General features: G+C 71.8%; 11 protein-coding genes and 1 pseudogene. 6 read left to right on the forward strand and 6 right to left on the reverse strand.

Annotation, left to right across the window (positions count from 1 at the left end; genetic code table 11):
• Positions 1-365, reverse strand: a pseudogene (locus LOY02_RS14455) (hypothetical protein); the annotation flags it as partial.
• 311 nt (positions 366-676) lie between these two features.
• On the opposite strand from LOY02_RS14455, the gene LOY02_RS14460 reads away from it, so the two are divergent.
• The 6 genes from LOY02_RS14460 (at position 677) to LOY02_RS14485 (ending at position 6,274) form a co-directional block, all read left to right on the forward strand.
• A complete protein-coding gene (locus LOY02_RS14460) occupies positions 677-1,291 on the forward strand; it encodes a hypothetical protein (RefSeq protein ID WP_317183064.1) in 615 nt (204 codons plus the stop codon).
• Between the two features lie 41 nt (positions 1,292-1,332).
• Positions 1,333-2,865 (forward strand): sensor histidine kinase, encoded by a 1,533-nt coding sequence (locus LOY02_RS14465; protein WP_317183065.1) that lies wholly within the window; start codon positions 1,333-1,335, stop codon positions 2,863-2,865.
• On the forward strand, positions 2,862-3,551 hold the full coding sequence (locus LOY02_RS14470; protein WP_317183066.1) for a response regulator transcription factor: 690 nt from the start codon (positions 2,862-2,864) through the stop codon (positions 3,549-3,551). Before LOY02_RS14465 ends, LOY02_RS14470 begins: the two co-directional genes overlap by 4 nt.
• Before the next feature lie 197 nt (positions 3,552-3,748).
• Positions 3,749-4,468, forward strand: coding sequence for an ABC transporter permease (locus LOY02_RS14475; RefSeq protein ID WP_317183067.1), 720 nt, complete (start codon positions 3,749-3,751; stop codon positions 4,466-4,468).
• The gene (locus LOY02_RS14480; protein WP_317183068.1) at positions 4,461-5,300 is read left to right on the forward strand and encodes an ABC transporter permease; all 840 of its coding nucleotides are present in this window, start codon (positions 4,461-4,463) and stop codon (positions 5,298-5,300) included. Before LOY02_RS14475 ends, LOY02_RS14480 begins: the two co-directional genes overlap by 8 nt.
• Positions 5,297-6,274 (forward strand): ATP-binding cassette domain-containing protein, encoded by a 978-nt coding sequence (locus LOY02_RS14485; RefSeq protein WP_317183069.1) that lies wholly within the window; start codon positions 5,297-5,299, stop codon positions 6,272-6,274. Before LOY02_RS14480 ends, LOY02_RS14485 begins: the two co-directional genes overlap by 4 nt.
• A gap of 96 nt (positions 6,275-6,370) precedes the next feature.
• Here the strand turns inward: LOY02_RS14485 and LOY02_RS14490 are convergent, their stop codons facing one another.
• The 5 genes from LOY02_RS14490 to LOY02_RS14510 all read right to left on the reverse strand — a co-directional run.
• On the reverse strand, positions 6,371-6,889 hold the full coding sequence (locus tag LOY02_RS14490; protein WP_317183070.1) for an amino-acid N-acetyltransferase: 519 nt from the start codon (positions 6,887-6,889) through the stop codon (positions 6,371-6,373).
• Positions 6,886-8,109, reverse strand: coding sequence for an LCP family protein (locus tag LOY02_RS14495; RefSeq protein WP_317183071.1), 1,224 nt, complete (start codon positions 8,107-8,109; stop codon positions 6,886-6,888). Before LOY02_RS14495 ends, LOY02_RS14490 begins: the two co-directional genes overlap by 4 nt.
• Positions 8,110-8,131: 22 nt before the next feature.
• Positions 8,132-9,460: an FtsX-like permease family protein gene (locus LOY02_RS14500; RefSeq protein ID WP_317183072.1), complete on the reverse strand. Its 1,329-nt coding sequence runs from the start codon at positions 9,458-9,460 to the stop codon at positions 8,132-8,134.
• Positions 9,457-10,251 carry an ABC transporter ATP-binding protein gene (locus LOY02_RS14505; RefSeq protein WP_317183073.1) on the reverse strand — a complete coding sequence of 265 codons (795 nt, stop codon included), beginning with the start codon at positions 10,249-10,251 and terminating at the stop codon, positions 9,457-9,459. The genes LOY02_RS14500 and LOY02_RS14505 overlap by 4 nt, the downstream gene beginning before the upstream one ends.
• 162 nt (positions 10,252-10,413) lie before the next feature.
• A partial coding sequence (locus tag LOY02_RS14510; RefSeq protein WP_317183074.1) for an ATP-dependent Clp protease ATP-binding subunit occupies positions 10,414-12,248 on the reverse strand: 1,835 nt, incomplete at its 5' end.

The raw sequence follows: 12,248 nt of genomic DNA on the forward strand, positions 1-12,248 counted from the left end.
GCGTCCTGCAGGCTGGGCCCGAGCCCCGTGCTCCCGTCCCCGTCCGGCCCGTCCGCCCCGGACGGCCCCGCCGCCCCGGACGGCCCGGTCGGCTCGAGCAGGTCGTCCCGCTCGAGCGGGAAGGCCGGCTCGAACGGCTCGAACGGGTCGGGCAGGGCCGCGGCCTGGGCCAGCTGCCGGGCCAGGGTCTGCTCGTGCCACTGCTCGAACCGGGCCAGCTCGGCCGGGTCCCACTGCCACGCGAACCCGCCACCCCGCTCGGGGTCCCACCTGTCCTCCCACGGTCCGGCCGGGTCGCTGCCCTGCCGCGCGGTGCCCTGCCGCGCGGTGGCAGGTGGGGCCGGGTCGGTGGTCGGGTGCGGCACCGGGCGTCCTCCCTCGCGCGACGAGTCCCAGGGGTGTGGTGATGGCCCGGCGCCACGGGTCTGGGCATCTCGGACCAACAGGACAATTCGATCACATGTTCGAGCCCGGCGCAACCGTTTTCCGGTGTTGATTCGGCGTGAATCTTCCTGCAGTACAACGGAACCTGACAGGCAGAGCCAGCCCAGCGGCATACGGCCCGAGGTGCCGTCCGCCCGCGCACGCAAACCGGGAAAGGTCGGGAGTCCCACCCCATGCGCCCGGGAAACCCGGGGGCCGAGGGTGGAACCTCCAGCACCCCAGAGGAGGAACAATGCCCGGCCCAACAGAGTCCACCAACCCCGCGAGGCAGCTGCCCGCCATCCCACTCGCCATCGTCGGCGGACTGCTGCTCGTCAATGCCGTGCCCTTCGGCACCAGCATGTTCACCGACACCGGCACGCCCTACTCGGTGTCGTCGCAGACGTCGCTCCACCTGGCCCACTACGTCGTCTGGACCGCGTGCCTCGTCGCGCTCGGCCAGCTCTACCCGCGGATCCGCGGGGTGGGCTGGGCCGGGATCGTGGCCGCCGTCGGCGTCTGCCTGGACGCGTGTGCGCGATTCGCCGAGGCGTTCTTCGTGCCCTACCTCGGTCGGGAGGTGCCGGCCCTCCTCGACAGCCCGCCCGACGCAGGACTGCTCGTGCCCTTGCTCGGGTCGGGTGTCGTCGCGATGATCGGCACGGCCACGCTCGCCGTGGTGGCGTGGCGCCGCCGCGTCTTCCCGCGCCCGGCAGCCGCGCTGTTGCTCGTCGGGGCCGTCATCGTCCCCGTCCTGGGTCCGGTGTCCAACGTCTTCATCGGAACTGCGCTGCTCTGGGCCGGGGTGGCTGCCCGACGACCAGCCCCTGCCGCGAGCCGCGCCACCGTGGCCGTCACGGTTCACTGAAGGTGCCCCTCCGCCGGTCGGCCCTCCCTAGACTCGGGCTCGTGACGGCCGACCTCACCTGGGCAGCGCGGGCGACCTCGCCGGGGCGGGACCGCGTCCGCCTCGGCGAGGCCCAGCGGCGTCACGTCGCCCTCGCAGCAGTCTCGGCGACCGGTCTCAGCGTCGCGGCGACGCTCTACTCGATGGCCACGCTGCCCATCACGCCGGTCGAGGGAGTCGACGGCCGCGTGGCCACCGCCCTCTTCGTCACCGGGATGATGTTGCTGGCAGCGGCCGGTGCCGCGGTCCTGTGGCAGGGGCCGTCCACGATGGGATGGCTCCTCGTCGGGACCGGCCTCGCCAACGCCCTCGGGCGCGCCACGTACGCCGTGGCTTTCGTCGCCGACAGTGCCGGACACGCAAGCGCCCCGTGGCTCGGGTGGCTGACGAACTGGTCGTGGATCCCCGGGCAGGCCTGCGCGCTCGTGCTCTTCCTCCGGTTCCCGACGGGTGGGCTTCCCAGCCCCCGCTGGCGCCACGTCGAGCGGGCGCTCGTGGCGTATGCCGCTGTGCTCGTCGTCGTCACGGCCGTCCTCCCCGGTCCGCTGGGTGCAGAACCCCTCGATCACCACGACAACCCCTTCGGTCTGGAGCCACTCGCCCCCGTGCTCGACGGCGCGCTCAGCGGCCTCTTCGCCGTCCTGCCGGTGGCGGTCCTCGTCAGCCTCGCAGGCCCGGCGCTGCGCTGGCGCCGGGCGACTGACGTGGAGCGCCGCCAGCTGCGCTGGGTGGCAGCCGCCCTGGCCTTCGTCGCCTTCGTCGCCGTGGCCGTCCTCGTCTCTGGCGCACTCCTCGACGCGGGTCCGGGGCCGGCATCCTTCGTCGAAGGGCTCGCCTACCTCGTCCTGCCCGCCACCGTCGTCTTCGCCATCGCCCGACACGGCCTGTGGGGCGTCGAGGTCGGGCGCCGGCTCGACCGGCTCCACCGCGTCAGGGCCGAGGAGCGCACCCGGCTCCAGAGGGAGCTGCACGACTCGGTTGGACCTCTCCTCGGGTCGATCTCGATGCGCGCCGAGGCCGCACGGCGGCTCGTCGCCTCCGCGACCGACTCCGGGCGGGTCGACGAGGTGCTCTCGTCGATCGAGGCGGACGCGGAGGGCGCCCTCGTCGAGGTCCGGCGGCTCATCGACGAGCTGGGCCCGGCACCCCTCGCCGAGCAGCAGCTCGGCGAGGCGCTGAGCGGCCTCGTCCGCTCCTACGACGGTGCGACCACGTCGGTGACCCTCTCGACGGGAGCACTTCCCGACCTCGACCCCGCGACGGAGGTCGCCGCCTACCGCATCGTCGCCGAGGCCCTGCGCAACGTGATGCGCCACGCCCGAGCCGGCCGGTGTGACGTCCGGCTCCACGTGACGGACGGCGAACTGCACCTCCAGGTCACGGACGACGGGGTCGGTCTCGGAGGCAACCCGGCAGGAGTCGGACGCCGCGGCATGGCCGCTCGGGCCGACGCGCTCGGCGGCGCCGTGCGCATCCACGACGCACCCGGTGGCGGCACGGTCGTCACGGCGGTCCTGCCCGGAGCGCCGGCATGAGCATCAGGGTCCTCATCGCCGACGACCATCCCGTCTTCCTCGAAGGACTACGGCTGCTCCTCGACTCGGCGGACGGGATCGAGGTGGTCGGGGCAGCGGAGGACGGCCGACGCCTCGTCGAGCTCGCGGAGGACACGCCCTTCGACGTCGCCGTCGTCGACCTGGACATGCCGGGCCTCGACGGCGGGGGTGCGACCCGACAGCTGCTGAACGACCATCCGGGGACCGCGGTCCTCGTCCTCACGATGCACGACGATCCCCAGTCCGTGGACCGGGCACTCCGCGCCGGCGCACGGGGCTACCTGCTCAAGGGGGCGCGGCACGGTGCGGTGGTGCGGGCCATCGCTGCTGTGGCCGAGGGTGAGACCGTGTTCGGCGGGACGGTGGGACGCGCCGTCGTCGAGGCGGCGACGGCCGGGGGCCGCCCGCGCCTTCCCTTCCCGGACCTGACGGCCCGCGAGGGTGAGGTGCTCGAGCTGGTGGCCCGGGGGAGCGGCAACGCTGCGATCGCCGCCGAGCTGCACCTGTCGCTCAAGACGGTCCAGAACCACGTCAGCGCCCTCGTCGCCAAGACCGGATCCGTGTCGCGGGCTGAGCTCGTCGCCCGCGCCCGCGATGCGGGAGTCGGCTCGGGGCCGGACAGCGCGCGAGGGCCGCGCGCTGGGGGAGGGCCGGGACCGCACTGACCCGCGGAGGGACTCAGCGGCATCCGGCTTCAGGCAGCATGCGGGGACGACCCGCGCACGAAAACCAATTGGCACCGGGTCGTCGCGAGGGTAGCGTCTTCGGCCATGTTGGCGACTGACCGATGAGAACCTTCCTCCTCCTGGTCAGAGCGGGCTTCCGGCGGCACTCCACGTATCGGCTTTCCCTGCTGGCCGGGATGACGACCAACTCCGTCTTCGGCTTCATCCGGGCCTTCGTGCTCGTGGGGGCCGTCACCTCGGCGGGCGCGCAGATCGGTGGCTACGACGCGCCCACGGTCCTCGCCTTCGTGTGGTGGGGACAGGCACTGCTCGGGGCCGTGAACCTCATGGGCTCGCAGGAGGTGGGCGACCGAGTGCGCAGCGGCGACATCGCGGTCGACTTCCTCCGCCCGCTCAACCCGCAGGTCACCTACCTCGCCGGCGACCTCGGCCGAGCCGGCATCACCCTCATCGCCCGAGGCACACCAGCCCTGCTCATCGGTGCCCTGCTCTTCGACCTCGCCTGGCCCCCGGGGCTGGACTCCTGGGTCCTCGGCCTCCTGTCGATCGGCATCGCCGTGGTCGTCGCCTTCTCCGGCAGCTTCATCGTCAGCCTCGTGTCCTTCTGGGTCATCGAGGTGCGCGGCATCCGGTTGGTCTGGATGATCACGGCCGGGTTCTTCTGTGGGCTCTACGTGCCCGTGCCGTGGTTCCCGGACTGGCTGCGCACCATCGCGCAGTGGACGCCCTTCCCCGCGATGCTCCAGAACCCGCTCGACATCCTCTCGGGCCGCGTCGACGGCGGCGCCATCTGGTCGACCCTCGCGAGCCAGGTGGTCTGGGCAGTGCTCCTCCTCGTGGCCGGTCAGGTCGTGCTGCAGCGCGGCCGCCGGCACCTGGAGGTGCAGGGTGGCTGAGCCGACTCGCCGTCCCGCCGCAGGGTCGATGGGCAGCGCCCTGGCCCCGTATCGCGTCATCCTCCGCTCGCGGATGCGGTCGCAGATGCAGTACCGCGCGTCGTTCATCACCGACATCCTGGGGACCGTCGGAGTCGGGCTGACCGAGCTCGCGGAGGTGTGGGTCATCTTCCACAACGTCGAGCTCCTCGGCGGTCTCGACTTCACGGCGGCGCTGCTCGTCTTCGCCCTGTCCAACATCTGCTTCTCGCTCGCCGACATGCTCGTCGGGCACCTCGACCAGCTGCCCACCTACATTCGCGCCGGCACGATCGACGCCTACTACGTGCGACCGTTGCCCCTCCTCGCGCAGTTCATGTCGAGTGAGATCTCGCTGCGCCGCATCGGCCGCCTCAGCGTCGCCGTCATCGCTCTCGTCGTCGCCCTCTCCGTGGCCGAGATCGACTGGGATCCCGCCACGGTCGCCCTGCTCGTGCTCAGCATCATCAGCGGGACCGCGATCTTCGCGGCACTCTTCACGACGGCAGGCGGGCTCCAGTTCTTCGTCGTCGACGGAGCGGAGTTCACCAACGCGTTCACCTACGGCGGGTCCTATGCCGCCCAGCAGCCGCAGCGTGTCTTCCCCGACCCGCTGCGGATCTTCTGGACGTTCGTCGTGCCGACCGCCTTCGTCGCCTACCTGCCCGCCGTCGCGATCCTCGACCTCCCGGGCGCCTCCCTCACCCCGACCTGGCTGGCCTGGTGCACCCCCGCCGCCGCAGTCCTGGCCTGGTTGATCGCCGGCTGGTGCTGGCGGCTCGGCACTCGTCACTACCAAGGAGCAGGCGGATGACCGCGACGCAGACCCCCATCATCGAGACGCAGGAGCTCGTCCGCGACTTCCGACGGGCCGCCCGTCGCACGAGAGCGGTCGACCACATGACCTTCGCCGTGCAGCCCGGCGAGGCAGTCGGCTACATCGGAGCCAACGGAGCCGGCAAGTCGACGACGATCAAGATGCTCACCGGCATCCTCAAGCCGACCTCCGGCCTCGCCCGCACATGCGGCCTCGACCCGATGCGGCACCGGATCGACGTGGCGCGCCAGGTCGGCGTCGTCTTCGGACAGCGGTCGCAGCTGTGGTGGGACCTGCCCCTGCGCGAGTCCTTCACCATCCTCGCAGCGATCCACCGCCTCGACCCAGCCGTGGCCCACACCCGGACCGAACGGCTCGTCGACCAGCTCGAGATGGGCTCCCAGCTCGACACCCCGGTGCGCTCCCTGTCCCTCGGCCAGCGGATGCGGGCCGAGATCGCGGCCGCGCTGATCCACTCGCCCCGGCTGCTCATCCTCGACGAGCCGACGATCGGGCTCGACGTGCTCTCCAAGCAGCGCCTGCGCGAGTTCCTCGTCGAGGAGCGCCGCGAACGCGGCACGACCCTGCTCCTGACGACCCACGACATGGGCGACATCGAGCGGCTCTGCGACCGCGTGCTCGTCGTCGACCACGGGCGCCTCGCCTTCGACGGCACGCTCCCGGGTCTCGCGGCCACCGTCGGCGCGGAGCGGCGCCTCGTCATCGACCTCGCCGTGCCCACCCCGCCGCTCGACGACGTGGCCAGCACCCGGCTCGTCGGGTCCGAGTCCGACGGCCTGCGCCAGCGCCTCGCCTTCGACCCCGAGGCCACGACGGCCGCGGCGGTGCTCGCCGAGGTCTCCCGTCGCGCCGAGGTGCGTGACCTGACCATCGAGGAGCCCGACATCGAGGACGTCGTCCGCCGGATCTACAAGATGTCCCGCACGCGGCCCCCCGCCGCAACACCCTGAGCTCCCGCATGACCGGTGCACGCAGAGGGGGTATGCCGCTGAGTCGGCCTGCGCTGGAAGCCGGCCCAGCGGCATACGGGCTGGAACGGGCGCGAGCTACTCGAGACTCCGCAGCATCCTCGTGTTTCCCAACGTGTTGGGCTTGACCCGCTCGAGGTCGAGGAACTCCGCGACGCCCTCGTCGTAGGAGCGGAGCAGCTCGGCGTAGACCTCGGCCGAGACCGCCTGTCCCTCGATGGCCTCGAACCCGTGGTGCGTGAAGAACGGCACCTCGAAGGTGAGGCAGAAGAGCCTGCGGACCCCGAGCTCGCGGGCGTCCTCGACGAGCGCCTCGAGGAGTCGGCCGCCGAGACCGGTGCCGAGCAGCTCGTCGGCCACCGCGAGGGTGCGGATCTCGGCGAGGTCCTCCCACATGACGTGCAGGGCGCCGCAGCCGACGAGGCTGCCCCCGCGCTCGGCCACGCGGAACTCCTGCACGGACTCGTAGTAGGTCACGGCCTCCTTGCTCACGAGGACACGGCGCTCGGCGAGTGGTGCGACGAGCGCCCGGATGCCCCGGATGTCAGCGGTGCGTGCTCGCCGGATCGTCACGTCGTCGAGCGGTGTGCCCGTCACGAGAGGTTCCCGTCCTCGAAGGAGGCGAACAGGCGTCTGGCCTGGTCGCCGAGGACGACGATGGACTGCGACCCGGCCCACCCGAAGGGTCCGGCCGCGACGCCACGCCCGACCTGCGTGGGGTTGACGCGGTAGAGGCCGGCCGCGAAGGTGAGCATCTCCTCGGCCGTGAGGTCGCTCCGGCCCACCTCGCTGAAGCTCGTCAGCGCGCCGGGAACCGCGATCGGCCCCGCCAGCTTGGCCTTGACCGCCGCCGCGAGAAGGAGTTGGCCCTGGTGGCGGGAACGGCCGAAGTCCCCGTCGGGCAGTGTCTTGCGCTCGCGGGCATAGGCGAGAGCCTCCTTGCCGCTCAGGACCTGCGGGCCCTTCTCGATGACGATGCGCGCGTGCGAGGCGTCGACGGTCTCGGGGACGACGATGGGGATGCCTCCCTGGTCGTCGATGAGCGTGGTGAACCCCTCGAAGCCGATGACCGCGTAGCCCTCGATCGGCAGGCCGGTGGCGGCGCGCACGGTGCGGAGCTGCGCCTGCGGGCCGCCCAGCGCCATGGCCGAGTTGATCTTGCCCTTACCGCCGGTGCTCAGCGTCACCCAGAGGTCCCGAGCGATCCCCATGACTCCGCCCCCGCCCTTGCCGTCGAGCCCCACGACCTGCAGGGTGTCGGCACGTGACCGGGCGAGGTCCTGACCGCGCCGCGCGTCGGACCCGACGGCGAGCACCCAGCGCGGGCCTCCGCCGACGACGGGGGCGTCGACGCCGAGCGATGGCCACCAGCCCCCGACGACCTGCCACCTCTTCCCGACCGCGAGCGTCACGTCCTCGCCGGCCGTGACGACGGCGATCGGCGTGCCGAACCATGAGCCGACGGCGGCCCTCGCGTCAGCCGGGACGCCGCCACCTGCCGAACCCCCGCCGCTGCGTGTGCTGCCTGTGGCCAGGGCCCTGGTCGTCTCGGCGTTGGCGGCCCGTCCGAGGTCCTTGCCGGCGTAGAGACGCTCGACGAGGGCGGTGAGGTCCGCCGGCGCACCCTCGACGGGCGGGGTCGGGCTGGGCGTGGCGGTCGCCCCGGGCGCGCCCGCACCGGCTGTCGGGGCGGCGCTGCCGGCGCGCGGCTCGGGATCCCCCGTGCACGCGGCCAGCAGGGCCGCCGCGGTGACCATCGCGGTGGCCATCGAGGTCAGGGCGGCCAGGGGGCGGGCGCGGGTGGGTCCGGGTCTCACAGGGAAACCGTAGACGACGACCTCAGCGCGCCTCGCTCACCGCCCTCCGCACCAGGCTTCGCGAGGCAGCGACGGACAGCATCATCGTCAGGGCGGCCACCACCGTCGCCGCGAGGAACTGGATGACGGCCCGCGCGTCGATGAGATTCGCGAAGGGCAGGATGAGCGCGAGCACGAAGCCAGCGGACAGGACGACCGTCACGGCCAGAGGCAGCCCGATCTCGTGCGCCCGGGCGCGGTGGAGGGTGGACAGGGACGTACCCGCGAGGGAGAGCGCACGGTACTGATCCCGCTGGTCGAGCACCCGTGCCGCCTGGACCACTCCCGTCGAGGTGGCGGCGATGACGGTGATGATCGTCAGGGTCACCATCGCGCCCGTCGCGAGGTCGCGGGCCATGACCGCATCGGCCGCCTGCTGCATCGTCGCCTCGGACGTGGCGAGGGTCGTCACCCCCGTGACGAGGATGCCGAGGCCCAGGGCGCCCACGGCCCGCCACGTGCTGCGCGGGTCGTCGACGATGCGGCGGGCCGCCAGCAGCACCGCGGAGGTGGGGGCGAGGCGAGCGGCGATCCTTCCGGACACCATGACGCACCACGGGCCCACGGCGTTGATCGCGAGGATCATCGCCGCGAGGAGGAGGACGACGATGGCGCGTTGCGGCCGCGTCATCGTGCTCATCGCCGCGAACCAGGCCGCCAACACGACCACCGCCACGACGACCCGGAGCAGGCTCAGCCGCCGGGGCGTGGTCCGCGCCGCCACCCCGAGGGGACCCACGACGACCTTGGCGAGGGACGAGAGCCCGGACAGGACGGCCACGACGACGACCACCCCGATGACGAGCACGAGCTGACCGATCGGCAGGACGAGCTCGTGCAGTTCGAAGGTCCGTCCCTGGAAGCTCAGTCGGGCGACGAGCGGCAGGGCCGCGGCATAGAGAAGCACTCCGGCCACGGCCCCGACGAGGGCCTGCGTGGTGGCCTCCGCCAGCGTCATCACGGTGACCTGGCCGGAGGTCGCGCCGCTGAGGCGCAGGGCCGCGAGTCGTCGGTCGCGACGGGCGATGGCCAGCCGGGCCGCCACGCCACCGAGGGTGAGGATCGGGACGACCAGGCAGGTCACCGCGATCCAGGCCAGCGTCACGTAGGTCTCGCCGATGGTCGCCTCCGCCGCACCCGCCGCCGAGACATCGCCGGCGTTCCTGGCCTCGAAGGCGTTCAGACCGCTGAGGCTGACGAGCAGCGCCCCGGTCGCCACGGCGAAGGCGATCACGGACAGCAGCCCCGGAACGCGGTCCCTCTCGACGTCCGCGGACCGCAGGCGCCACCAGATCGACAGGGCCGCGCTCATGCCCGCACCTCGGCACTCTCGATGCGGCCGTCCCGCATCCGCACGATGCGCGAGCACCATGCCGCGACGTTCTCGTCGTGGGTCACGACGACGAGGGACGCACCCGTGTGCGCCGTCAGGCTGGTGAGGTGACGCATGACCTCGGCGCTCGTCACCTGGTCGAGGGCTCCCGTCGGCTCGTCCGCGAAGACGACACCCGGACGACCGACGAGGGCACGAGCGATGGCGACCCGCTGGGCCTGCCCACCGGAGAGCTCTCCCGGCCTGCGCCGCTCCAGCCCGGCCAGCCCGAGAGGCTCGAAGAGTGCCGTCGCCCGGGCGACAGCCTTGGACCGGCGCGTGCGGGCGAGCATCAGGGGAAGGGCGACGTTCTCGACGGCCGGCAGCTCGGGCAGGAGCATGCCCTGCTGGAAGACGAAACCGAAGTCCTCCCGGCGCAGGCGGGTCCGCTCGGCGTCGCCCAGCCGGGCCAGGTCCCGGCCGCTCCAGAGGACCTGTCCGCCCGTCGGCTGGAGGATCCCGGCCAGGACGTGGAGCAGCGTCGTCTTGCCGGATCCGCTCGGTCCCATGACGGCCACGCTCTCCCCGGCGGCGATCGTGAGGTCGACGCCTCCCAGTGCGGGCACGTCAACCGCGACGCCGTCAGCGCGTTCGTCCGCACGTCGCGGCTCGGATCCGTATCGCATGACGAGCGCCCGCGCGACGAGGTGCCCGTCGGAGGCGGGGAGGTCAGGGGCGTGCGCGTGCGCGCCCAGCGGCATACGGCTTGGGGGTGTCTGGGTCTGTGCCATGGTGCCCAGCCTCGCCGCGACCGGGCGTTCTGACATCAAACGACGGTCTCAAGGTGTGATGCGCGCGTACGACCCGGGTATGACGTGGAGGGGGAGGGGAACGAAGGGGCCGAGGACGATGTCCTCGGCCCCTTCGCGGGTGTCGTGCGGTCGTCGTGCCGGTCAGGCCGTCTCGGTGCCGGACGACGTCGACGGTCCGGCGTGGCCGGTCACGTCGCGGGTCGGGTCGGGCACCGCGACGAACTCCCCACCGAGGGCCTCGTCGAGCGCGGGGCTCTCCGGCAGCTCCGGAAGGTCGTCGGCCGGCCGGTGACCGGGGTGGGCCATGTCGGAGAAGGTGAACTTCTCGTCCTTGCCCTCGCCCTCGGTGTCGACCTTGATGTACTGGCCGGACGTGAACTCGGCGTAGAGGATCTTCTCGGACAGGGCGTCCTCGATCTCGCGCTGGATGGTGCGGCGCAGCGGCCGCGCACCGAGCACGTGGTCGTAGCCCTTCTTGGCCAGCAGGTCCTTGGCCGCAGGCGTGAGCTCGATGCCCATGTCCTTGTCCTTGAGCCGCTTGTCGAGCTTGGCGATCTCCAGGTCGACGATCTGGGTGATCTCCTCGCGGGTCAGGTGCGGGAAGACGATCGTGTCGTCGACCCGGTTGAGGAACTCAGGCCGGAAGTGCTGCTTGAGCTCGTCGGTCACCTTCGCCTTCATCCGCTCGTAGTCCGAGCGGGTGTCGGGCCCGGCAGAGAAGCCCATGCTCGCCTTGGAGATGTCGCGCGTGCCGAGGTTGGTCGTCATGATGATGACGGTGTTCTTGAAGTCGACCATCCGACCCTGGGAGTCGGTCAGGCGGCCGTCCTCGAGGACCTGCAGCAGCGAGTTGAAGATCTCCGGGTGGGCCTTCTCGACCTCGTCGAAGAGGACGACGGAGAACGGCTTGCGGCGGACCTTCTCGGTCAGCTGGCCGCCCTCCTCGTAGCCGACGTAGCCGGGCGGGGAGCCGAAGAGGCGGCTCACCGTGTGCTTCTCGGAGAACTCGGACATGTCGAGGCTGATGAGCGCGTCCTCGCTGCCGAAGAGGAACTCGGCGAGCGTCTTGGCGAGCTCGGTCTTGCCGACACCGGTCGGTCCGGCGAAGATGAACGACCCGCCCGGACGACGCGGGTCCTTCAGCCCGGCACGGGTGCGCCGGATGGCCTGGGACAGCGCCTTGACGGCGTCGTTCATGCCGACGATCCGCTTGTGCAGCTCGTCCTCCATGTGGAGCAGTCGGCTCGACTCCTCCTCGGTCAGCTTGAAGACCGGGATGCCGGTGCTGGCCGCGAGGACCTCGGCGATGAGCTCGTCATCGACCTCGGCCACGACGTCCATGTCGCCGGACTTCCACTGGGCCTCGCGCTCGGCCTTCTCGGCGCGCAGCTTCTTCTCCTCGTCACGGACCCGGGCAGCCCGCTCGAAGTCCTGCCCGTCGATGGCCGACTCCTTCTCACGCACGAGGTGCGCGATCCGCTCGTCGAACTCACGCAGGTCCGGCGGCGCGGTCATCCGGCGGATGCGCAGGCGCGCGCCCGCCTCGTCGATGAGGTCGATCGCCTTGTCGGGGAGGAAGCGGTCGTTGATGTAGCGGTCGGCCATGTTGGCGGCCGCGACGAGCGCGCTGTCGGTGATGGTGACGCGGTGGTGCGCCTCGTAGCGGTCGCGCAGGCCCTTGAGGATCTCGATCGTGTGCGGGAGCGTCGGCTCCATCACCTGGATCGGCTGGAAGCGGCGCTCGAGCGCCGAGTCCTTCTCGATGTGCTTGCGGTACTCGTCGAGCGTCGTCGCCCCGATCGTCTGGAGCTCACCGCGGGCGAGCATCGGCTTGAGGATGCTCGCCGCGTCGATGGCGCCCTCGGCAGCACCCGCACCGACGAGCGTGTGGATCTCGTCGATGAAGATGATGATGTCGCCCCGGGTGCGGATCTCCTTGAGCACCTTCTTCAGGCGCTCCTCGAAGTCACCGCGGT

This window comes from Intrasporangium sp., from assembly GCF_032907665.1.
In the GTDB taxonomy this organism is placed as follows: domain Bacteria; phylum Actinomycetota; class Actinomycetes; order Actinomycetales; family Dermatophilaceae; genus Intrasporangium.